Origin of the sequence: Moraxella haemolytica, assembly GCF_030177935.1 — a bacterium.
Taxonomy (GTDB): domain Bacteria; phylum Pseudomonadota; class Gammaproteobacteria; order Pseudomonadales; family Moraxellaceae; genus Moraxella; species Moraxella haemolytica.
This window is the reverse complement of the sequence record NZ_CP089974.1, coordinates 1,255,413-1,277,481: the sequence shown is the minus strand read 5'-3', so window position 1 is coordinate 1,277,481 and position 22,069 is coordinate 1,255,413. Positions and strand designations below refer to the sequence as shown.

At 41.1% G+C, this 22,069-nt stretch carries 23 protein-coding genes; 22 read left to right on the top strand and 1 reads right to left on the bottom strand.

Annotated features, from left to right (window positions below; genetic code table 11):
- The first annotated feature begins 109 nt into the window (after positions 1-109).
- The 13 genes from LU276_RS06010 to LU276_RS05950 all read left to right on the top strand — a co-directional run bounded on the left by LU276_RS06010 (position 110) and on the right by LU276_RS05950 (position 9,031).
- Positions 110-976, top strand: coding sequence for a tyrosine-type recombinase/integrase (locus tag LU276_RS06010; protein WP_284672968.1), 867 nt, complete (start codon positions 110-112; stop codon positions 974-976).
- Positions 969-1,454, top strand: coding sequence for a tyrosine-type recombinase/integrase (locus LU276_RS06005; RefSeq protein ID WP_335342677.1), 486 nt, complete (start codon positions 969-971; stop codon positions 1,452-1,454). Before LU276_RS06010 ends, LU276_RS06005 begins: the two co-directional genes overlap by 8 nt.
- A 113-nt stretch (positions 1,455-1,567) precedes the next feature.
- Positions 1,568-1,894 carry a hypothetical protein gene (locus LU276_RS06000; protein WP_284672966.1) on the top strand — a complete coding sequence of 109 codons (327 nt, stop codon included), beginning with the start codon at positions 1,568-1,570 and terminating at the stop codon, positions 1,892-1,894.
- A 10-nt stretch (positions 1,895-1,904) separates the two neighbouring features.
- A complete protein-coding gene (locus tag LU276_RS05995) occupies positions 1,905-2,315 on the top strand; it encodes an MreC domain-containing protein (protein ID WP_284672965.1) in 411 nt (136 codons plus the stop codon).
- A complete protein-coding gene (locus LU276_RS05990) occupies positions 2,281-2,475 on the top strand; it encodes a hypothetical protein (protein ID WP_284672964.1) in 195 nt (64 codons plus the stop codon). Before LU276_RS05995 ends, LU276_RS05990 begins: the two co-directional genes overlap by 35 nt.
- Positions 2,476-2,486: 11 nt before the next feature.
- Positions 2,487-2,690, top strand: coding sequence for a helix-turn-helix transcriptional regulator (locus LU276_RS05985; RefSeq protein ID WP_284672963.1), 204 nt, complete (start codon positions 2,487-2,489; stop codon positions 2,688-2,690).
- Between the two features lie 58 nt (positions 2,691-2,748).
- Positions 2,749-3,306 (top strand): hypothetical protein, encoded by a 558-nt coding sequence (locus LU276_RS05980; protein ID WP_284672962.1) that lies wholly within the window; start codon positions 2,749-2,751, stop codon positions 3,304-3,306.
- Positions 3,306-3,482 carry a hypothetical protein gene (locus LU276_RS05975; RefSeq protein WP_284672961.1) on the top strand — a complete coding sequence of 59 codons (177 nt, stop codon included), beginning with the start codon at positions 3,306-3,308 and terminating at the stop codon, positions 3,480-3,482. Before LU276_RS05980 ends, LU276_RS05975 begins: the two co-directional genes overlap by 1 nt.
- A 17-nt stretch (positions 3,483-3,499) precedes the next feature.
- The gene (locus LU276_RS05970) at positions 3,500-5,008 is read left to right on the top strand and encodes an AAA family ATPase (protein WP_284672960.1); all 1,509 of its coding nucleotides are present in this window, start codon (positions 3,500-3,502) and stop codon (positions 5,006-5,008) included.
- 271 nt (positions 5,009-5,279) lie between these two features.
- On the top strand, positions 5,280-6,062 hold the full coding sequence (locus tag LU276_RS05965; protein WP_284672959.1) for a hypothetical protein: 783 nt from the start codon (positions 5,280-5,282) through the stop codon (positions 6,060-6,062).
- Between the two features lie 141 nt (positions 6,063-6,203).
- Positions 6,204-7,190, top strand: coding sequence for a major capsid protein (locus tag LU276_RS05960; protein WP_284672958.1), 987 nt, complete (start codon positions 6,204-6,206; stop codon positions 7,188-7,190).
- Between the two features lie 42 nt (positions 7,191-7,232).
- Positions 7,233-7,643, top strand: a complete 411-nt coding sequence (locus tag LU276_RS05955) for a transposase (protein WP_284672957.1) — start codon at positions 7,233-7,235, stop codon at positions 7,641-7,643.
- A gap of 35 nt (positions 7,644-7,678) precedes the next feature.
- Positions 7,679-9,031 carry a phage terminase large subunit gene (locus LU276_RS05950; protein ID WP_284672956.1) on the top strand — a complete coding sequence of 451 codons (1,353 nt, stop codon included), beginning with the start codon at positions 7,679-7,681 and terminating at the stop codon, positions 9,029-9,031.
- Positions 9,032-9,293: 262 nt separating this feature from the next.
- On the opposite strand, the gene LU276_RS05945 is transcribed toward LU276_RS05950, so the two are convergent.
- Complete coding sequence (locus LU276_RS05945) at positions 9,294-11,636, bottom strand: Lon protease family protein (RefSeq protein ID WP_284672955.1); 2,343 nt, start codon at positions 11,634-11,636, stop codon at positions 9,294-9,296.
- 482 nt (positions 11,637-12,118) lie between these two features.
- Between LU276_RS05945 and rsmG the strand changes: the two genes are divergently transcribed.
- The 9 genes from rsmG (at position 12,119) to LU276_RS05900 (ending at position 22,064) form a co-directional block, all read left to right on the top strand.
- Positions 12,119-12,784 carry a 16S rRNA (guanine(527)-N(7))-methyltransferase RsmG gene (gene rsmG, locus LU276_RS05940; RefSeq protein WP_284672954.1) on the top strand — a complete coding sequence of 222 codons (666 nt, stop codon included), beginning with the start codon at positions 12,119-12,121 and terminating at the stop codon, positions 12,782-12,784.
- Between the two features lie 84 nt (positions 12,785-12,868).
- Positions 12,869-13,687 (top strand): ParA family protein, encoded by an 819-nt coding sequence (locus LU276_RS05935; protein ID WP_284672953.1) that lies wholly within the window; start codon positions 12,869-12,871, stop codon positions 13,685-13,687.
- A 97-nt stretch (positions 13,688-13,784) separates the two neighbouring features.
- Positions 13,785-14,831 carry a ParB/RepB/Spo0J family partition protein gene (locus LU276_RS05930; protein WP_284672952.1) on the top strand — a complete coding sequence of 349 codons (1,047 nt, stop codon included), beginning with the start codon at positions 13,785-13,787 and terminating at the stop codon, positions 14,829-14,831.
- A gap of 148 nt (positions 14,832-14,979) precedes the next feature.
- On the top strand, positions 14,980-16,782 hold the full coding sequence (gene msbA / locus LU276_RS05925) for a lipid A export permease/ATP-binding protein MsbA (RefSeq protein WP_418001261.1): 1,803 nt from the start codon (positions 14,980-14,982) through the stop codon (positions 16,780-16,782).
- Complete coding sequence (gene lpxK / locus LU276_RS05920; protein WP_284672951.1) at positions 16,779-17,789, top strand: tetraacyldisaccharide 4'-kinase; 1,011 nt, start codon at positions 16,779-16,781, stop codon at positions 17,787-17,789. Before msbA ends, lpxK begins: the two co-directional genes overlap by 4 nt.
- 201 nt (positions 17,790-17,990) lie before the next feature.
- Complete coding sequence (kdsB, locus tag LU276_RS05915) at positions 17,991-18,770, top strand: 3-deoxy-manno-octulosonate cytidylyltransferase (protein WP_284672950.1); 780 nt, start codon at positions 17,991-17,993, stop codon at positions 18,768-18,770.
- 76 nt (positions 18,771-18,846) lie between these two features.
- Positions 18,847-19,854 (top strand): DNA polymerase III subunit delta', encoded by a 1,008-nt coding sequence (locus LU276_RS05910; protein WP_284672949.1) that lies wholly within the window; start codon positions 18,847-18,849, stop codon positions 19,852-19,854.
- The gene (truC, locus tag LU276_RS05905) at positions 19,854-20,573 is read left to right on the top strand and encodes a tRNA pseudouridine(65) synthase TruC (RefSeq protein WP_284672948.1); all 720 of its coding nucleotides are present in this window, start codon (positions 19,854-19,856) and stop codon (positions 20,571-20,573) included. Before LU276_RS05910 ends, truC begins: the two co-directional genes overlap by 1 nt.
- Positions 20,574-20,807: 234 nt before the next feature.
- On the top strand, positions 20,808-22,064 hold the full coding sequence (locus tag LU276_RS05900; RefSeq protein ID WP_284672947.1) for a putative DNA modification/repair radical SAM protein: 1,257 nt from the start codon (positions 20,808-20,810) through the stop codon (positions 22,062-22,064).
- Positions 22,065-22,069 lie beyond the last annotated feature (5 nt).

Below are 22,069 nucleotides of genomic sequence, written 5' to 3'. Positions count from 1 at the left end.
GTAGTCCGTTATAGTCTATTGCTATCCATGAATTTTGTTGGTATTATTGTTGGTATTGTAGTTCACATTCTTTCAATACCAACAAATCACACCCAAAGGCTTATCAATTATGGCTTTAACAGATACCAAAATCAAAAAGCTAGTACCAACACAAAAGAGCATTGATACCAAAGTTCCTGACAAGTACAGCGACATGAACGGCTTGCAATTATGGGTTAGATATACAGGTGTTAAATCATGGGTTATTGCTTATCGCTATCAAGGAAAGCAAGCCAACCAATCCATAGGGCAATACCCACAAATCAGCTTAGCACAAGCAAGGGAAGAGCTTGCAGAGCTTAAAAGACTGCTAGCACAAGGCATAGACCCCAAAGAACACGCCAAGCAAGCCAAAGCCGTGCAGGTTGATACTTGTTTTGATGTATTTGCTCAAAAGTGGCTAGAACACCACGAAACACGCACTAAGCCCCACACATTCAAACGGGATAAGAGTGCCTACCATAACCACATTTATCCCATCATTGGCAATAAAGACATTTATGCCTTGCGATTGCCTGACATTATGGCGGTGCATGACCGCTTAGCAGTCGTAGGAAAGACCAGCACCGCCCATAGAGTGATTGGCTGGATAACTGCTATTTATGATTATGCCATAGAAAAGGGATTGGCAGAAAACCTATACAATCCCATTCCAAGAAACATTGGTAAAAGCCTATGCGAACACAAGACTAAGCATTACCCACGCATTAAGATAACCGAACTTCCCCAGCTTCTAGCAGACATTGACAGCAGTAACAGCGAGCTATTAACCAAATATGGCTTTTATGTGATGTGTTATACCTTTGTTCGCACCAAAGAGCTTAGGGGCATGAGATGGCAAGAATTGGACTTTGAAAATAATTTATGGCACATTCCAGCCGACCGCATGAAAAACGGCTTACCCCCACATTGTACCGCTTGCCCCACAAGTGGTTAAAATTTTAAAAGACATTCAAGCCATGAAGCTACATGACGAATTTGTATTTTGTAGCAACCGTAGCAGAAAAAAAGAAATCCTATCAGAAAACGCCTTTACCAAAGCACTAAAAACAATGGGCTATCAAGGGCGTATGACTGGACATGGCTTTCGTGGCTTGGCAAGTACCAGCCTTTATGAAATGCAATACCCACCACAAGCCATAGAATTGCAATTATCCCATGTGCAGGGTAATAAGACGGTAAGAGCGTACAATGAAGCCAATCTATTGCCAGCACGCACCAGAATGATGAACGACTGGGCAAATATCGTTGATGAAATCAAACACGGCAATTTTGACAGCTACAAAAACAAACGCATGACCGACCACAGCGAGCAGGCATTTATTAGCTTTTTAAAAGCACTTAGATACAAAGACCATGAAATCGTTGATGAATTGGCGGTGCATAGATTGGAAATGACAGAGTTGATGCAATAATTATTGAAAAGTTTTGCAAGGCTAGGAGTAATTACCCGAACGGCGGTTATTTTTCATACCTTAGACCGCCACGCCTTGCATTTTATTTGGTTAAGGTATGGATAAGGTATGAGATGAGTTTAAAGAGCTTAATAAATGATATTGGTTATATATCCATTGATGAAGTTGTGAATGCTATTCATCAGCACATTGGACTAGATGAACAAATAGAAACAGCCGAAGCCATTTTAATTGATATTTTAGAAAAGCATATAGACGAAAACAAAGGCGATATAACCATTTATGAAAATGAATATAAAGTTTGGCAACCAATTGATGAAAGAATAGGGGGTTTTCAAGAGATTTACACCCTTAAAAATGGGCAAACTTTTTATTACAAAATAGATATTATCAAAAAAGCCATTATGAGTATGCGTTATCACAGAAATGTACCATTTTAAGGGGAAAAATATGAGTTATTTAGCAAACATAGTAGGTTTTAAAAAATCTGAAATTTTAAACATCATTAGAGAATTTGACCCTAATTTTTCGTTTAATGACAAGCCAACCACCCAACTGGACTCAATTTTTAACCAACCAACCGACCTACAACAAGAAAATGAACGACTACAAGCACGCATAGCAGAGCTTGAACAACAGCTTGCCACGCAAAACAGCACGCCTGCTAATGTAGAAAAACCAATTCACACCAACACCGCATTAACCGCCTTGTTTGATGTGATGAATACCCATTGGCAAAACCCAAAAACACCACCAAAACAGGAATTTATCAAAAAATGGATAGTTGAAAAATACCCCAGTATTGACCCAAGTAAGGCGTTATGGATTGATAAAATCATACGCCATCAAGACCAAAAATAAACTTTTACCGTTACCCCTTGCAAGCCTTGATTTGCAAGGGTTTTTTATTGCCCAAAACTACCGTAACACCACCGTAACGGTGCGAACCGTAACCCGTTATGGTATTGCCGTAACGGTATATGCACCCCCTACAATACGCCCTAAATCCATTTCCATCTAGGAGCGTATATCATGACCCAAGACAAGCCAACAACCCTACCCAAAGACGGCATGAGCCGTATTAGTCAAATCCTACCATTTTTGCCCATTGGTAAATCTACTGTGTGGGCGTGGGTAAAGGCTGGCAAATTTCCACCACCCATCAAGCTATCAGCCACCGTTACCGTATGGCGTAACAGCGATATTCATCAATGGTTGAATGAATATAGTGCATAAAAAACCCCGCACAATGGCAGGGCTTTTTGAAACTAAAACTTGACAAGGTAATTATAACATGAAAGAAATTTCATTAAAACAAGAATTTATTAAAAATATTTCACTTGCAAAAAGTGTAGGCGTGGACAATAATACCGCCACTACTAATCTAATAGCGGTAAAGCCAAACCGTCATTCATTGGCTATTTTTACGCCTACACATTCCACAGGTGTAAATATATCGTCATTACTAAGTACAGACAATGTACTAACAGTTTATGGCGGGTTGATAGTGCAGAATACAATACCCTTTTTGGGGAATATGTACAGCCGTCTATTAGCGGTAGTTGAGACCCGCCAACCCTTGTTGTGGTTGGCAAAACTAACTAAACTAATAGGAGCGTCAATCATGACCGCATTTCTACACCATTCCCTAACCGTCCTAGCAGACGAATACCACCGCCATAGCGAACTACACACCCAAAATCCCCATGCAGGACATGGCGATAAAGCCAATGCCATCTACAACGCCATGAATGAGCTTGTAAAGCTACTTAATGCACAAGATGGGGCAAATGTACCACCTAAGCCAAAAACCATCACAGAACGCATTACAGCGTTATTTGGGGGTGTGTAATGCAAAAGAGTGTTATTTATATCGTCCGTGTGCAAAAATTTGGCATTTACAAAGAATTTAGCGACTTTGACACCGCCCATACTTTTGCCACACAGCTGGCACAAGACTATCCAACCGCCCATATTGACCGCTACAAGCTAACCCAAACTTTTGACAGTTGGGAGGGTGTGCAATGATACTAAACAATCAAACCATGACAACCATCACAGAGCTAGAAACCTACCTAAACGGAAGTTCTAGGCTTAAAAATTGTGTGATTGATGGTGTGGACTTTGGGGGTGGGTATGCCTTGCCCCTACTTGATTTTACTTTTGCCAAAGTGGGTTATAAGCTCATCACCAAAGACAAAACAGGTTTTATTTTTGGCAATGATGGCGACTTTATGGGTGTGTGCGATGGCATACCCATTTTGACCGATAATCAAGCCTTGTTTTTAAAACTGCTTGAAATGGGCGTAGATTGCGTTTATAGCAACGATATTAACAGCCTAGTACTAACAGCCGAACAAAACAAAATCCCCTTTAAAATCGCAAGCACAAGCGATTTAAGACTAGGTTTTAAAAAGCATTTAATCAACATTCCACAAGGTGCGACCAAAGGGCGTATTTTATCACTAATCAACGGTACAAAAGAGCTGGTATTAACCAATGCTAATGACATTGAAGCTAAGCCCATTCAATGGCTATGGCAAGATTGGCTACCACTGGGTAAATTAACCGTTTTTGCTGGTGCTGGCGGTGCTGGCAAAACCAACATTTTGTTAAATCTGATTGCTACAATCAGTAATGGCGGTGTATTTCCAGATGGAACACAATGCACAGACAAAGGCGAAATCATCATTTACAGCACCGAAGACGACATATCAGATACCATCAAACCACGCTTAATGGCGAACAGTGCAAATTTGGCAAATATCAATTTTATTACTGCTAAGACTGATGAAAAAGGCGAGCTTGTGGCGTTCACAGCATCAGAAGATTTGCCCTTACTGTATGACTATGCACAGGGTAAAAATATTAAACTACTTATGATTGACCCCATCATATCCGCCATTGACAAGGACATGAACAAAGCCAATGATGTGAGAAATGGCTTACAAATTCTTGTGGACTTTGCACAGGATTTTAATTGTGCAGTTGTTGGCATTACACACTTTGCCAAAGGCTCAAAAGGGGCAAGCCCTGCTGATAGGATTATTGGTTCGCAGGCATTTACGGCATTAAGTCGCATGAGTTGGGTTGCTAATAGACCTGACGAGCCTGAAAAGCCTTGCATCTTTACCAGAGCCAAAAGTAACATATCAGAGCTAGACGGTGGTTTTGAATATCACATTACCCCTTGTGAAGTGGACGGCATATCTACTACAAAAATTGAATGGGGTAATTTTCAAAATGGCACAGCCAAAGAGCTATTAAATGAACAAGACGAACAGGAGGAAAAAGAACCAACATTGCTTGATGAAGCCAAAGCATTCTTGGTTGAATTATTAAGAGAACATAAAGAGATGAAATCAAGTGAAGTGCAAAGATTAGCCAAAGAAGCAGATATTACAACAATTACCCTAAGACGAGCAAGGGAGATTGTTTGTGATAGACCTTATAAAAAATCTGATGGCTGGTATTGGCGACTAAAACACGGTTATCAAATCCAGTCAAGCAATGCTAATTTGGTAGATTATGGCGAACCTTTTCCGTTTACATAACTTTACAATATCAATCAATTTTTATGATTATGACAAATAATAATGAACAAGTTGAGCAAGTTGAACAAGTTTAAGCAAAATCAAGGCTTGCAGGGGTTTTATTGATGAACAAGTTAAAATCAAGTTGTTCAAGACAAAAAACGCTACAACCCTTATAAATAGGGCAACTTGTCCAAGATGCTCAACTTGTTCATATAAAATAGAGTAATGGGCAAAAATCTTAAAATTTACCGTTAAAATTTGTAATTTTAGACACAAAGGAGCAATATTTATGACTAATGAGACTTTACAAAATCAAGAAGTTTTAAACGAAAATATGGAGCAGGTGGACGAGCAAACACCGCCAGCACCTGAAGAAAACCCAACCGAAAATCAAGCAAAAACGGCTGAAGATTTAGCCATAGAAATTGACAAATTAAACAATAAAAAAATTGAAGTTATTGGCAAATTAAAAGCTGAAAAAACCGCCCATTTGCAAACCAAAACCGAAATGGAGAATTTGCAAACAGAGCTTGAACAATTAAGAAATATTAAACAAGAATTGGACGACTACAAAGTAGCACAACATGAAATGATGGTATTATATGCGTTAAATGTTATCCCTGAATATATGGATTATATGCAGTTTGAGTTAAAGAAGCAGGGTTACAAGGTCGGTTATGTTGATGGAATTGTGCTTCAAAAACAACCGCCAAAAAAGATTGGCACTAAAATTATTGATAGGGCTTATGACCAAGTGCAAATGACTGGATATGCATTTTTAAATCCTAATGGGGAATTGGTGGGCGAAGAAGAGTTAAGAGAATTACAAAATAAATATGCTAGGTATATTTTTGCCTACAATAATATATATGGTAAAAAAGAAGTAAATTTAGATGGCGTTAAAACGGTTGCGATTGCAGAGAATTATTTACAAGAAGCAAAAAAATCAATCAAAAACAGCCAAGATAGTATTGAGTTTTACCAAAGACAAATTATCGCACTAGAAGAGCATAAAAAACAAATTGCAAAGGCAGAAAACAGCGTAATCCCTATACAATTTGGCTTACAATAGTGTATAATAAAACTTCCGTAAATGGGCTAAAGCCTTGCTATGCAGGGCTTTAATCTTTTTTCAAAACAGGTTTATGACCTATCCTATTTTGTTATGCAAAATATTCATCAATAACTTTAATTTGCTATTGGAGAATATAACATGGCAACCACTCAATTAAGCGATATTATCGCACCTGAACAATTCACAGGCTATATCCTAGAAAATACAGCGACAAAATCAAATCTTGTCAAAAGTGGGCTTTTATTGCCAAATGCCCAAATCTCAACAATGCTACAAAGTGGCTCAACTTCGTTTAATATTCCGTTTTGGCGTGATATTGCAAATGGGGATGAAGCTGATATTATCTCGGACAATCCCGAAGAACACTCAACCCCAAAGAAAATCACAAGCTATAAGCAAGTAACACGCAAAGCCTACTTGCATAATTCTTGGTCGTCTATGGGGTTATCTGCTGAAATTGCAGGAAGTAACCCATTAGAAGCCATTCAAGAGCGAGTAAAAGACTATTGGCAACAACAGCTACAAAAACGACTGATTGCCAGTCTAAAAGGTGTTTTGGCAAGCAACAAGGTAAATGATGCTGGCGATATGGTTCATGACATTAGCACCTTATCAAAAAACAACGGCTTTTCAAGCATTGCAGTTATTGACACCGCTGCTACACTTGGCGATAGTTTTGGGGATGTTGTAGCCATCGCAATGCACTCAAAAATTTACTTTGATGCACTCAAAAATGACCTAATCCAAACCATACAAGACAGCAGCGGCAAACCATTTCAAACATTTAGGGGGTTGATGGTTATTATTGATGACGGCTTAACACCTGATGAGCAAGGCAATTATTTAACGGTGCTTTTGGGGCGTGGGGCGTTTGGTTATGGCATTGCACCACCTAAACATAGCAATGCAACAGCCGTAGAAGTGATTGAAAGTGCTGGCTATGGTGGCGGTATGCAGATTTTACATAGTCGCTTAAATGTGGCAATCCAGCCGCTTGGATTTAGCTGGGTGGAAGCCGATTTACAAGGCGAAAGCCCAACCATTGCAGAACTAGCAAAAGCCGAACACTGGAAGCGTGTAACCGACCGCAAAAACATTCCTTTAGCATTCTTAATCAGCAAATAACAAATAGGGGCTTTTTAGCCCTTATTTTATCGGAGCAATACAATGGCACGAAATCCAGCAGTTAAGGCAACACGAAAACAACCAAACGAACAGCATTTACAACTTATTGAAGAATACGCCAGTAAAGGACATTCAATCCCTAGTATTTGCAAGGCTTGTAAAATATCCAAAGATTTATTTTATGCATGGCGTGAAAAGTTCCCAGAAGTGGAAGAAGCCTACAAATTAGGCTTAGAAAAGGAGCGATACGCCCTACATAATGCACTATTTGAACAAGCAACCCTAAAAGGTAACACAACCGCCGCCATATTCTTGTTAAAGGCACGGCATGGCTATAAAGAATACGACCAAACCGAACAACAAAACAAAGTGGCAATTACTTTTAACATTCCTGCACCCGCTGAAGACTTGGGGCAATTTATGAAAGTGATTAATCCAAAGGAGCTTGAATAATGGACGGCATACAGCTAAATAATTTCCAACATAAAATGTTACTAATTCCCGAGAATGTGGATATTGCCTTATTGGGTGGGCGTGGCGGTGGCAAATCGTACGGCATTGCTATTTTAATTTTACGCCATATTGAAAAATACAAGGAAAAAGCACGAGTATTGTTTTTGAGAAAAACTTATAAGGGCTTGGCGGATTTTGAGTTGATTTGTCGTGAACTGTTTGGCAAGGTTTATGGCACAAGTGCCAGATACAACCAAACCGAACATATTTGGCGTTTTCCGAACGGTGGTTATTTGGAGCTTGGACAACTAGAGAGCTTTGCAGATTATTCAAAATATCAAGGGCGTTCATTTAATTTACTGGTTGTTGATGAAGCTGGGCAATATTCCGACCTTAAGTTATTAGATTTGATGCGTTCAAATTTGCGTGGTAGTGAAGAAATCCCCATTAGAATGGTGCTAAGTGCAAACCCTGCTGGCGTAGGGCATCACTGGATAGCTAAAAGATATGTATTTAATGGTAATCAGAGCTGGCAACCCTATCACGAGCCAAAAAGCAAACGCACTTGGATAACGGCAAGTAGTACTTTCTTGGATAATCAATTTATTGACCGTGAACAATACCAAGAGCAATTACAAGCGGCTTGCCCTGATGACCCTGAATTATTGCAAGCATGGTTAAATGGTAATTGGGCGGTTAATCGTGGGGCGTATTTTGCCAATGTGCTTGATGAAAAACGCTCAATGATTGAAGAATGGAAAGAAATTCCAGAGGGTTGGAATTGGTGGTTATCTCATGATTTTGGTTCGTCTGCACCGTCTGCAACTTTGGTTATGTGTGAAAGTTTTGGCGATACTGTGAATGGCAGATATTACCCCAAAGGCTCAATAGTGGTGGTTGATGAGTTGGTAACACACAAGCATAATAATTTAAATGTTGGCTTGGGCTGGACAGTACCAACACTGGCAGAAGAAATTAAAAAGATGTGTAATTATTGGCAGATAAACGCTAGGGGCGTTGCTGATGATGCGATATTTGCTAAGGGTGGACACGCCAGCGGTTCAATCGCTGATGAATTTAGTAAGGAGGGTGTATATTTTAGCAGGGCAAAAAAAGCAGACAGGATAACAGGTTGGAATGTATTAAGGCGATTATTAGCTGATGCTGGCAAACCTGATAGAGCTGGTTTATATATTTGTGCTAACTGTAAATATTTATGGGAAACTTTACCAATTCAATGCAGAGATGATAAACGCCCTGAAGATATGGCAAGTGATAGAGCAGACCACGGAGCTGATGCGTTAAGATATGGCGTGTTGAGAAGAGAGCAACTTCCCATAACTGTACCTTATCACTGGGGCGGTGGTAGTGGGCTTATAGGTTGGTAAATTTAAAAGAATGGTGTAAAAACCATTCTTTTTTATCTGCTTGGAATGACAAAAAAAGGTGGGTAAAAATGGTAAAATAAGGGGTTACTTTGAATTTTGTTGGTATTATTGTTGGTATTGAAAAAAAATTTAAAAAATAAATATAATAAAATCAATCATTTAAATTACCTGTTTGTAGTACGCCACTCCATATAACAATCTAGGGCTGTCCGCAATCGTGCGATAGCCCTTGGTTTTATGGGTGGGATAGCTTTTGAAAGATTTATTTTTCATCTTTATCCTCCCAGCTTGCCAAGCGTTTAATCACTTGATAAAACAGCGTGCCTTTTTTGTAACTACCTTTTTTATTTTTGTCATTGACTGGCATATCGGTTAATAATTGCAATGCCTCATAAATATTGTCCACTGCATAAATGGCAAATTCCCCATTTTTGACAGCTGTGATTACATCATCGTTGAGCATCAGATTATTTAGGTTTGCTCTTGGGATAATGACTCCTTGTTTGCCTGTCAAGCCATGCTCTTGGCATACTTCAAAAAAACCGGTAATTTTGGCATTGACTCCACCTATTGCTTGAGCCTCCCCCAGTTGATTCATGGAGCCTGTGATGGCAAGCGATTGATTGATGGGGATATTTGCTAGGGCGGATAGTAATGCACAACACTCAGCAAGGGTGGCACTATCGCCGTCAATCTGCCCATAACTTTGTTCAAAAGCAAGACTTGCTGAAAAATTCATTTGCCCAAACTGGCTAAATACCGACCGCAAAAAACTGGTCATGATCATCATTCCTTTGGCGTGTAAACTACCACCCAGTTCCACATCTCGCTCAATGTCTAAGATTTCGCCTGTTCCAAACTTAGGGGCGATGACAGCGGTTAGGCGAGCTGGCATTCCAAACTCGCTATCAGCATAGCTAATCACAGTTAAAGCGTTAACTTGTCCAACTTTTGTTCCTGTGGTGCTAATGAGTTGCTGTCCATTTTTGATTTCTTGCCAATACAGCTCTTTTAGTAGCCCAAGCCTATCTTTTATGTCATTTAGGGTGCTTTTGATGTGTTTGTCGGTAATGACTTTTTGTTTGTCTAATAATGCGTTACGATGACTTTCTAGTAAAAGTTGGGTTAATCGGTCGCTATGTAAATCTAGTTTATATTGGTCATCGCAATATAATGATAAGATATCAATGAGTTTGGCATGGGCGGTATTATCAAATGGCAATAACTGATGTTTTTGACCAATGTCATTGATTTTAGCAATCATTTGACATTCGTGATCAACATTGCGTGCGACCATATCATTAAAATCGGCTCTAATTTTAAAAACGGCATTAAATTCAGGCTCAAATTCTAATAACTCATAATATAAATCTGGCTCTCCAAGCAAGATAACTTTAACTGATAATGGCACACTCATTGGTTCTAGTGATAAAGAACCTGTCAAGGTGAGCATTTGTTCTAGGCTGGACAATCTAATCTGTCCTGACTGCAAGGCACGCTTTAGCCCCTGCCATGCGTAAGGATGCTCCAATAAACTTAATGCTTCTAAAATCAAATACCCACCATTTGCCTGCATTAATGCACCTGCTCGTATCATGGATACATCGCTATATGCTGTGCCAAGCTCGGTGGTGTACTCAATATGTCCAAGTAGATTAAGATGTGTAGGAAGCTCCTCAAATACAATCGGTGCTCCGCTATCTGGTGTGTGTGATACTAAGACATTAATGCTGTATTTGGCAGGGGTGTTAGAGCCATTAAATTCCCCTTCTTTATCTACAATCTCCAAAGAATACATAACCATATCGGCTAGCGTATTTTTTAGGTGGGTTAAAACTTTGTTTTTTTCATTTTTATCTTTAATGATGCCTTGATATTTGCTCAGTAATGGTTCAAATAATGGTATTAATAATTTATTGGCAAGGCTTTCGTTTAGAGCGTCAATTTTATCATTGGTGGTGTTTTCTAGCTCATCTAGGGTAAAATTAAGATTGATGAGTTTTTTGTGTAGTTTATTTTGAGCCTTATCATCTATGGGTTTTTGATGGTCTAGTGGGGCGAAGGCAGGAGTTTTTTCATCATGTAAAATGGCGGAAGTTAATACGATGTTAAAAGGTGCAGCAAGGATATTAAATTCACGAATGAGTGCTTTTTCTTGCTCTTGAGATTGCTCTTTTAGAGTGGCAAGCTGTTTTTGATAATTAAGGCTGTTGAATTTTTGGTAAAGTTTTTTTTGGCAGGCTTGCCAAAGTTTGTTGATGTCGTGATGTAATGTCTTGCCAAGCCCTGTGGGAAGCTGTATGGCAATGGGTAGGCGTGGATTGTCAAAATTATGCACAAATACAAGGTCACATGGGGTCGGTTCGTTTTTGGCTCGTTCACGCAAAAGGCGAGTGATGAGTGTGCGTTTGCCTAGCCCATTCTCGCCCACAGCAAAGATATGATAACCACTGGCTTTAATATCAAGAGCAGTCCGTATGGCTTTGACGGCACGATTCTGTCCAAAATAAGGGTCAAAGACAGGGGGTGTGTCTGGCAGGGTTTGGGGGTTGGTGGTGTGAGTAAGAGCGGTGTGAGGTAAGTGGTAGGGGTATTGATTGGTCATTGGTGCTATTATCTAATCCAAAAAAGTGTATTTTAACAGATAATCCTGCGACAAAATAGGGACTTGATGAAATGGGCTAGCAATTGATTGTTATTCATTAGGTGTAACCCAAATCCTGCACTACTGGCGAATATCAATCGCATTTTTTAGCGGTTGTTGTTTGGAATAATGGCAAAGTGGTACAATGATTGTTCATTTAATGTTAAAATAATCAAAAAAAGATTGATGATAATTCAGTTGGGTTTTTCGCTGTGTTGTTAGGCATGTTAATGATGTACTAAGGCTATAATTAATGCACATAAAGGGTAAGGTAAGTAAATATAGGTGTTTTACCCACTGCCTTATTGGGCGAATTGGCGGTCGTTATAGAGACATCAAGGCATGAAAAATTTGCCCTTATTCGTCAATCGATGGCATAAAACCTGTTTAAAAATTAAAAATTTGATAAACTTCACCTTTTACCACAACCATTTAATGATGTCATGAACAATACCTACCATAAAATATTTAACCATGCTGATGGCTTTATTGCAGACTTGCAGCAAAGTGCCAAGGCTCTTAACTTGACTTTTAGTCAGACACAACTCCATCAGCTTTTGGCATACTTGGATAATTTATTGCTTTGGACGAAGGTGTACAATCTGACCGCCATCACCGTACCAAAAGAAGCCTTTATTAAGCATATATTAGACTGTTTGGCAATCATTGCCGGCTTGCCATTTGCCGACAAATCAGATGTCAGTGTGCTAGATATTGGCACAGGGGCAGGCTTGCCAGCGGTAATCATTGCCATCATGCGACCTGATTGGCAGGTTGTTGCACTTGATAGTAATGGCAAAAAAGTGCGTTTTATCCGTCAGATGGCAGGTGAGCTGGGGCTTGATAATATCACGCCTGTGGCAAGGCGTATTGAAGATTTTGAAGGTGTGTTTGATGTTATTACTTCTCGAGCCTTTGCCAGTCTTGATGACTTTACACAGCTTGCCAATCCCTATCTAAAGGTGGGCGGTGTTTTATATGCCATGAAAGGCAAGATGCCAACCGATGATGAGGTGGCACGCTTGGTTGATTGGCAGGTTCAGATTAAGCCCATCAGTGTGCCACAGATGAGCGATGAGCGGTGTGTGGTGTATCTAAGCAGGGTATAATACCAAGTCATTTTAAAGTTGCATCATATCAAAAATTAAACAGCATCAGCTTAATAATACAACAGGTAGATTTTAAGGTATCGTATGGAAATTATCGCAATTGCCAATCAAAAAGGCGGAGTGGGTAAAACCACTACGGCGGTCAATTTGGCAGCGGCATTGTCCGTGATTGGCAAATACAAAGTATTGCTCATTGACTTAGACCCGCAAGGCAATGCCACCACAGGGGCAGGGCTTGATAAGAATGAGTTGGAGGCGAGTATTGTTGATGTGTTGCTTGATGGTGTAAAACTACATAAAGTCATACAAAAAAATGCACCAGCAGGCTTTGATGTCGTGGGATCAAACCGTGATTTGGCAGGTATTGATGTATCGCTTGCTGATGTGGAAGATGCACCGTTTTTATTAAAAAAAGCCTTTAAAACCGCTAAAAAAAGTGGAAAATTTGGCTATGATTATGTGATTATGGACTGTGCTCCAAGCCTTAGCATGCTGACGATTAACGCCTTTGCTGTCGCTAAGAATGTCATCATTCCCATGCAGTGTGAGTATTATGCTCTTGAGGGTGTGGTGGATTTGATTGACACCATCAAACGACTTAAAGATATCAATCCTGATTTGCAGGTGCGTGGTGTGGTTCGCACCATGTATGATGGGCGAAATACGCTTGCTCAAGATGTTTCTGTAGAACTTGAAAATTATTTTGGTGAGCTTTTATATAAAACGGCAATCCCAAGAAGCGTGCGTCTTGCTGAAGCACCAAGTTTTGGACAGTCAATTTTTGGCTACGAAAAGTCGTCAAAAGGGGCAATCGCTTATCATCATCTGATGAATGAAGTGGTGGAGCAGACACAAGAACCTGAACGGTTCCAAGCTAAAGTACGAGCCCAGTTTGACTGGTAAATGACAAACAGCCAAAAACTGTGCTAGAATATCAACTTTGGGCTGATTTTAGTAGTGGCATCGTAGGCGTGCCATGTGGTTTGACTTGGAAAATAGCATGAAAAAACGCGGACTTAGTACAGGGCGTGGATTAGATGTCCTGATGGGCAAGATTAAGCAAGAACGGCAGATTATTGAATCTGCACCTACTACAGCCACGCCTAATCAAGAGCAAGTTACGGATAAAGTAGATTTTAGCTTGCTTGATGATGAGACGAAGGGCAAATCCGCTGGTTTGAATAAAATCAAAAAATCCAAGAAAAAAGCCAAGGCTAAAAAAAGTGGCATAACCGATGATATTGAGCGAGTCGCCTTAATTCAAATCAACCCTGCTTGTTTACAATCAGGCAAATATCAGCCACGCCAAAAGATGAACGAAGAGACGCTAAGCGAGCTTGCCAATTCTATTCGTCAACATGGTGTCATGCAGCCCATTGTCATTCGTCCATTGTTGGCAGGTGAGCAAAAAAAGCAGGGCGTTACCCATGAGATTATTGCAGGCGAACGCCGGTGGCGAGCTTCAAAAATGGCAGGGCTTGATAGCATTCCTGCCATTGAGCGGGTGCTGTCTGATGAGGTGGCGATTGCTTTAGCACTGATTGAAAATATTCAGCGTGAAGACCTAAATGTCCTAGAGCAAGCCGCTGCTTTACAGAGATTTCATACCGAATTTGGCATGAGCCATGCAATGATTGCTGATGTGGTCGGCAAAGCTCGTGCTACTGTATCTAATTTACTGCGATTGAACAACCTGCACGACACAGTCAAAGAATATATGCAAGAAGGTCTGCTTGATATGGGTCATGCACGCACTTTATTGTCATTGTCTGCCAAACAACAGCCCATCATCGCCAAAAAAATCATTGATGCTAAGATGACGGTTCGTGATGCTGAAAGATTAGTCAAATCCATCTTAAACCCAGAGCCTGCTAAGCCTGCCAATGCTGATAATCATGAGATTATCCTACTCAATCAAAAGCTGTCTGAGGTATTAGGGGCAATGGTCAAACTCAAACAAAGCAAAAATGGTGGTGGTAGCGTGGAAATATTTTTCCATGACGATGATGAATTACAAGGATTATTAACCCATTTTGGCTTACAGTAATTGTCATCTTATGCCACTGCCTTAATCGGTCGCCTACCACTTTTTTATGTTCTTGTCTGGTTGGCTTGGGTCAGCTGAGTTAATAAATTTATCCCAAGCCAGTTGGTCAACCCTACCTAAATCCATCGCCTAATCAAGCAAACATACCATGAATACTGCCTTAGAAAAATCCGCTAAACCGCAAGTTTTTGAGCGTGCTGATAAGTTTGCCATCTTTGTCCGACTGATGTCGTATCTAAAACCATATTGGTGGGCATTTGTTTTGGTGGTGATTGGTTTTGCCATTGGTGCGGGTAGTGAGGTGGCGAGTGCCAAGCTTTTTGAATACATTATTGAGGCGATTAATAACAACGATAATGTACGCAAGTTTTGGTTTCCGTTTTTGGTAATTTTATTGTTTGTATTTCGTGGGGTTGGGGCATTTTTGGGTAGCTATTATGCAGCGGTAATGGCAAGGAGTTTGGTATATAGTCTGCGAGTGGAAGTATTTAAAAAGCTACTCAAGCTACCTGCTGATTTTTATCTAAAAAACCCTGCTGGTACAATTTCTTCTAAACTCATCTTTGATGTGGAACAGGTAACTGCGGCCACCACCGAATCCATCACAACGCTATTAAAAGATGGTCTAACAGTTATTGCTTTGTTTGGCTTTTTATTTTATACCAATTGGCGACTTACGCTGGTGTTAATGGTGATTGTTCCGCCGATTTTTTGGTTGATTAAGCAAGTCTCTAGGCGTTTTGCTACTTTATCTATAGACATTCAAGATACGATGAGTGCGGTCAGCCACATCACCAATGAAGCCATTACAGGTTATCAGGTGGTCAAAAACTATGGCGGTCAGGCTTATGAATCTAAGCGATTTGAGAAGGCTTCTTTAGAAAACTTAAATAAGGGGCTAAAAATCACCATTTTAGCTGCCATTAACACACCGCTTATCCAGTTACTCATGGCGGTGGGTATGTGCTTTGTTATCTGGTTATCCTTGCGTCCACAAGTGTTGGGTGATACCAGTGCAGGTGAGTTTGCATCATACTTAGTAGCAGCAGGACTATTGGCTCGCCCTGTCAAGGCTTTGACTGATGTCAACCAAAAACTTCAGAGGGGTATTGCTGCAGGACTGTCTATCTTTGAATTATTAGATACTCCAGAAGAGCATGATGCAGGGTTATTAACCCCTGCCATTGTGGGTGATATAGATTTTTGTGATGTTAATTTAACTTATGACAGTGGTACGCAGGCGATTAAAAACTTAAATCTATCTATTAAGGCAGGCGAGACGGTGGCGGTTGTGGGGCGGTCAGGTTCTGGCAAAACCACACTGGTGAATTTACTGACTCGTACGCTTAGTCCTACAAGTGGTCAGGTTTTGATAGATGGCATACCCATTGACGAGATTAAGCTGTCTGTTTTGCGCGAGCAGGTTGCGACAGTCAATCAGCAAGTTACGCTATTTTTGGACAGTATCGCTCACAACATTGCTTATGGTTTGCTCGCTGATAAGCCACTTGATGACATAGTGCAGGCGAGTAAAGATGCTTATGCTCATGATTTTATTATGGCACTGCCTAACGGCTACGACAGTTTTATTGGTGCCGATGGTCTTCAGCTCTCTGGTGGTCAGCGTCAACGACTTTCTATCGCACGGGCTTTATTAAAAGATGCTCCGATTCTTATTTTAGATGAAGCGACATCTGCTTTGGATAACGAATCTGAATACTACATCCAAAAGGCACTGCAGACAGTCATGGCAGGGCGGACAACTCTGGTCATCGCCCATCGCTTATCTACCATTGCCAATGCTGACCGCATTGTTGTCATGGATAATGGGCAGATTGTGGAGATGGGTACGCATGATGAGCTGTTTGCTAAAGGTGGTATGTATCGCACCATGTATGAACGCACCTTTGATGAGCAAATAAGCGAAGTGAATCAGGGCGGTCTGGCATGAAAAAAGCCGAACTTCTTATCACGCAGGCGTGGCAGACTCAGTCCCCATGGTTAAATACCCTTGCCCCTCTGTCGTCATTGTATGGCGTGGTGGGTCGTGTGCGTAAGTCCTTGTATGATAATCATACACTTACCAAATATCACGCCCCAATTCCTGTGATGGTGATTGGGAATATCACAGTAGGCGGTAGTGGTAAGACTCCACTGATTATCGCACTTGTGCGTTATTTGCAACAAAAAGACATAAAGGTGGGTGTGATTAGTCGTGGCTATGGGCGAGAATCTAAGAATCCCACCCTTGTGCAAAAAAACAGCACCCCTAAAGAGGTGGGCGATGAACCATGTTTGATTGTGAATGAAACCTTTGTGCCGATGGCGGTGGGGGCAAATCGTGGACAGGCGATTGACTTACTGATGGAAAGCTATCCTGATTTACAGCTGATTATCAGTGATGATGGCTTACAGCATTATGCCTTACACCGTGATGTGGAATGGATTGTGGTTGATGGCATGCGTGGGTTTGGTAATGGCAAACTCTTTCCACAGGGATTTTTGCGTGAACCGCTTGACCGACTGACAGGAGCGACCATTATCTATCATGATAGCCGAGCCGAGCGGTATGCTGACGATGCTCTACTCATGCACCTAATCTCTGGTCGTCCCATGCCACTATTGGCGAGCGATACATCTTTAATGCCCCAAAAAATCTATGCTGTGAGTGGTATTGGTTATCCTGTACGATTTTTTAAAACCTTGTCAGATTTGGGTTTTGAAGTGGTAGAGAAGCCATTTGGTGACCATCACGCCTTTGATATTGATGACCTGTTGGATTTGACTGATTTACCGATTATCACCACCACCAAAGACGCTGTCAAACTGCGTGAACTTGCTAAAGATATCCCCCATGCTATTTTTGATAATATCTGGGTGTTGCCTGTGCAAATGGTGCTGTCAGAGAGTGTCTATCGGCAGATGGATGCGGTATTGGATAGATTTGATATTGCATGATTATGATAAAAGGTTGCTTTTAAATCAAAAGTTGTACGCATTTTTATCAAGAGCTGCCATCATAAGTTATCCTTATAAAAAAATACACTGTCTTAAAAACAACGCCCAATTCAATTCATCAAATCTTTTAAAAGATAGCCGTAATACACATGATCAAAAGTTGTTTTAAACAAAATCTAACATGACTTTAAGGAGTTATTCGTGCAAGCCAATCCAAAAACCCATATCGTCATTCCTGCTCGCTATCAATCTACTCGCCTGCCTGCCAAACCTTTGCTAGAAATCCATGGTAGACCAATGATTTTGTGGACGGTGGATAAAGCGATGAAGGCGACTTTTGCTGATAGCGTGTGTGTGGCGACTGATGATGAGCGGATTTATCAAGTGTGTCAAGATGCAGGCGTGCCTGTTGTGATGACAGGTGAGCACGCATCAGGCACGGACAGATTAAGCGAGGTGGTAGAGCTTTTGGGTCTGGCAGATGATGACATTGTGGTGAATATGCAAGGCGATGAACCGCTTGTTCCACCTTTACTCTTAGAGCAAACCAAAAATCTTTTATTAAAAAATCCTGATTGTATGATGGCAACTTTGTGCGAGGTCATTGATAATCTTGAGAATTTTTATAAAAATTCAGTGGTTAAAGTGGTTAAGGCGGGTAATCAAGCCTTGTATTTTAGTCGCAGTCCCATTCCGTACGATAGAGATGGTAGTTTGACAGGTGAGCTTGGCAATGTGCCAAAAAACGCCTATCGCCATTTGGGGTTGTATGCCTATCGTGTCAGACTGCTAAAAGAATTTAGCGGATGGGAGCAAGGCAAACTTGAAAAGTTAGAAAGTCTAGAGCAGCTGCGTATTTTAGAAAATGGGGGGCGAATTGCCATTGATGTTGCCAAAGTTGCCCTGCCATTAGGGGTTGATACAAAAGAGGATTTGGACAGGTTAAATGCGATGGCGGTAGATGAGCTTTTGAAGTTTTAAGGAGTGGGGTAATGATGTTTGACTTTAAGAGTGTGATATTAAGATTTCATCAAGAAACCTATATGGATGTCATCTCATGAATGAGCAGGAACAGCTACCTTATTTTACCCCATTACTTGCTTGGCAAAAACAGGCTTGGGAACAAGCTACTCGCCAGTTTTATGATAGTAAACTGCCACACGGACTTTTAGCAAGTGGTATGGCAGGCATTGGTAAGCGTGCATTTGTCTGGCGATTTATGGCATGGCTACTTTGTCAAAATAAGCATGAAAGTGGGGCGTGCGGGCTATGTGAGAGCTGTACTTGGCTTGTTGCTGGTACGCACCCTGATTTGATGGTGCTTCCATCAGGGAGCTTGCCAACAAGTGAGGAGGTGGATGGAGCTTCTATTAAGATTGATGAGGTGAGAGACTTACAAGAGTATAGCCATATCAAAGGTCGAGGTGTGAGACTTATTGTACTTGACCATGCAGAAAGCCTGTCAGTGGGGGCGGCTAATGCCCTGCTTAAAACCTTAGAAGAACCACGAGCTGGCGTACATTTAATGTTAATTAGCGACAATCCTGCCAGATTGCTACCCACCATCAAAAGCCGTGTGCAAAATCTGCCATTAAATCGTATTGATTATGGACAGGCATTGGAGTTTGTAACTGATGAATTGGGTGATGAATCACTCTCACGCTTATGTCTGGATTTGGCAGATGGGGCGGTGTTAAAGGCGGTAAAATTGCCACAGACGGCATGGTTTAATCAACGGACGCTTTGGTTAAAAACTTGGCTTGCTCTTAGAAGTGGAACAAGAACGCCCATTGCAGCAAGTGATTATTGGCAGAGTGTGATGGGTTTTGGTGATTTTGTGGTGCTGACACGACTGATGCTAAATGACTTAGTGCGATTAGGCTTGGGTTTGGACAGTCGCCATACTGATATTGATGTTCAAGCCTTGATGAGTCAGCAGGTGTTAAACTTGCCTGCAACAGAGGCGTTTTTAGCCAGTCTTGATGAGATGATGGTGGCTGTGGGGCAAAATGTGCAAGAAAAGATGGCATATGATACACTGTGTTGTCGGTTGGTGGGGTTGTGATGTTAGAAATTTTATATCAAGATGACGAGTTGGTTGTTGTCAATAAGCCTGCCGGCATGCTTGTGCATCGCTCTTGGTTGGATAAACATGAGACCGTCTTTGTGATGACAACTTTGCGTGATATGTTGGGGCAGTATGTTTATCCTGTGCACCGCCTAGATCGCCCAACATCGGGGGTGTTACTGTTTGCCAAATCTAGCGAGACGGCACGAGTGCTATCGGCACAGTTTGAGACTCATACAGTGGATAAATCCTACTTAGCGGTGGTGCGTGGTCATCTGACGGGTAACGGACGGATTGACTATCCCTTAAAGGTGCGACTGGATAAAATTGCTGATAAATTTGCTAAGGTGGATAAAGTCGCAGAGGCGGCAATCACAGACTATGAATGTTTGGCAACCACTCAGATGCCCTTTGTTTCTACGCCACGCTACTCAACTTCTCGCTATTCACTCATGAAACTTTCTCCCATTACGGGGCGTAAGCATCAGCTAAGACGGCACATGACTCACCTATTTCACCCCATTGTGGGCGATACTACGCATGGCGATACCGCCCAAAATCGTGCGGTGGCAGCATTTACTGGCGTATCACGGTTGTTGCTTCACGCTCATCGTTTGGCATTTGATGACATGAGGGGAAATAGGGTAGAAGTGGTCGCTCCACTTGATGATGGATTTGGTAGGGTGCTAGTGGATTTTGGGTGGAATTGCCCTTAATAAAAACAAAAATTCATAATAATGATAATTTTTTAACAAAAAATAACCTAATAAACTCTCATGAACCGCTTTAATTCATGAGTGCTGATACCCATTTATGGTAATAAGTAATCATCTTGTATCGCACAGGTATGTATCAAGTGATGACGATGGTGCAATGATAATAATAAAAGTTCAAATATCAAACATAACATAATTTTTAGTTCAGCAATTAGAATAATAGCCAATAAATCCATGAATCATATCCGTATCGAAGAAAAATTATCCATTCTTGCCGATGCTGCCAAATATGATGTTTCATGCTCATCAAGTGGTGGCAATCGTAAAAATCAAGGTGGCTTGGGAAATGCTTCAAAGTCAGGTATTTGCCACAGCTATACAGAAGATGGGCGATGTGTGTCTTTATTAAAAATTTTGTTCACTAATTACTGCATATATGACTGTGCCTACTGCACTTCTAGGCGTAGCCATGACACCCCTAGAGCTGCTTTTACGGTGGAGGAGGTTGTAGATTTAACCATGCAGTTTTATCGGCGAAATTATATCGAAGGGCTATTTTTAAGTTCTGGTATTTTTAAGAGTGCGGATTATACAATGGAGCGGTTGGTGCGTGTCGCCAAGACTTTGCGTACCGAGCATGGCTTTCATGGATATATTCATTTAAAGACCATTCCAGGGGCATCTGATGAATTGATGAAAGAGGCTGGGTTGTATGCCGATAGATTGTCAGTGAATATGGAAATCCCCACCAAGTCAGGCTTGGCATTGCTTGCTCCTGAAAAAAACCATGACGACATGAAAACACCCATGCAAACCGTCCAAGAACAAATCGTACAGTTCAAGGATTCACGCAAGGTACATAAACATACCCCAAAATTCACCCCAGCAGGGCAGTCCACACAGTTCATCATCGGAGCAACAGGCGAGACAGACCATCAAATCATCCGACTATCAAGCCATTTTTATCAAAAATATGATTTAAAACGAGTGTACTACTCAGGTTATGTACCGATGCTTGCTGATGACAGATTGCCTGCTGTCAATACGCCTGTACCATTGGTTCGGGAAAATCGTCTGTATCAGGCAGATTGGCTCATGCGATTTTATGGCTTTGAGGCAGATGAGATTGTTGATGCCGGTCAGCCTTTTTTGGATTTACAATTTGACCCAAAGCTGGCATGGGCAATTCGTCATCGTGAACACTTCCCTGTCAATATCCAAACAGCACCCTATCAGATGGTTGTGCGTGTGCCAGGCATTGGGGTGTGTACCGCCAAAAAAATCATTAAGGCTCGTAAGTTTACTTCGCTTACCCTTGAACATCTCAAACAAATGGGAGCGTCGGTCAATCGTGCCAGATATTTTGTGGCATTAAATACGCCCAATCCTTATTTAAACGAACTGACTCGTGAGAATTTTCGAGAGATTCTGATGGGGCAGACCACCACAAAATTTGGTGAACAGCGTACTGGGCAGTTGTCTTTATTTTAAGGTGT

Excerpts from the sequence above, each read along its gene's own strand:
- LU276_RS06010 (WP_284672968.1), top strand. The coding sequence starts at position 110 with ATGGCTTTAACAGATACCAAAATCAAAAAGCTAGTACCAACACAAAAG.
- LU276_RS06000 (WP_284672966.1), top strand. The coding sequence starts at position 1,568 with ATGAGTTTAAAGAGCTTAATAAATGATATTGGTTATATATCCATTGAT.
- LU276_RS05995 (WP_284672965.1), top strand. The coding sequence starts at position 1,905 with ATGAGTTATTTAGCAAACATAGTAGGTTTTAAAAAATCTGAAATTTTA.
- LU276_RS05985 (WP_284672963.1), top strand. The coding sequence starts at position 2,487 with ATGACCCAAGACAAGCCAACAACCCTACCCAAAGACGGCATGAGCCGT.
- LU276_RS05980 (WP_284672962.1), top strand. The coding sequence starts at position 2,749 with ATGAAAGAAATTTCATTAAAACAAGAATTTATTAAAAATATTTCACTT.
- LU276_RS05975 (WP_284672961.1), top strand. The coding sequence starts at position 3,306 with ATGCAAAAGAGTGTTATTTATATCGTCCGTGTGCAAAAATTTGGCATT.
- LU276_RS05970 (WP_284672960.1), top strand. The coding sequence starts at position 3,500 with ATGACAACCATCACAGAGCTAGAAACCTACCTAAACGGAAGTTCTAGG.
- LU276_RS05965 (WP_284672959.1), top strand. The coding sequence starts at position 5,280 with ATGACTAATGAGACTTTACAAAATCAAGAAGTTTTAAACGAAAATATG.
- LU276_RS05960 (WP_284672958.1), top strand. The coding sequence starts at position 6,204 with ATGGCAACCACTCAATTAAGCGATATTATCGCACCTGAACAATTCACA.
- LU276_RS05955 (WP_284672957.1), top strand. The coding sequence starts at position 7,233 with ATGGCACGAAATCCAGCAGTTAAGGCAACACGAAAACAACCAAACGAA.
- LU276_RS05950 (WP_284672956.1), top strand. The coding sequence starts at position 7,679 with ATGTTACTAATTCCCGAGAATGTGGATATTGCCTTATTGGGTGGGCGT.
- LU276_RS05945 (WP_284672955.1), bottom strand. The coding sequence starts at position 11,636 with ATGACCAATCAATACCCCTACCACTTACCTCACACCGCTCTTACTCAC.
- rsmG (WP_284672954.1), top strand. The coding sequence starts at position 12,119 with ATGAACAATACCTACCATAAAATATTTAACCATGCTGATGGCTTTATT.
- LU276_RS05935 (WP_284672953.1), top strand. The coding sequence starts at position 12,869 with ATGGAAATTATCGCAATTGCCAATCAAAAAGGCGGAGTGGGTAAAACC.
- LU276_RS05930 (WP_284672952.1), top strand. The coding sequence starts at position 13,785 with ATGAAAAAACGCGGACTTAGTACAGGGCGTGGATTAGATGTCCTGATG.
- msbA (WP_418001261.1), top strand. The coding sequence starts at position 14,980 with ATGAATACTGCCTTAGAAAAATCCGCTAAACCGCAAGTTTTTGAGCGT.
- lpxK (WP_284672951.1), top strand. The coding sequence starts at position 16,779 with ATGAAAAAAGCCGAACTTCTTATCACGCAGGCGTGGCAGACTCAGTCC.
- LU276_RS05910 (WP_284672949.1), top strand. The coding sequence starts at position 18,847 with ATGAATGAGCAGGAACAGCTACCTTATTTTACCCCATTACTTGCTTGG.
- truC (WP_284672948.1), top strand. The coding sequence starts at position 19,854 with ATGTTAGAAATTTTATATCAAGATGACGAGTTGGTTGTTGTCAATAAG.
- LU276_RS05900 (WP_284672947.1), top strand. The coding sequence starts at position 20,808 with ATGAATCATATCCGTATCGAAGAAAAATTATCCATTCTTGCCGATGCT.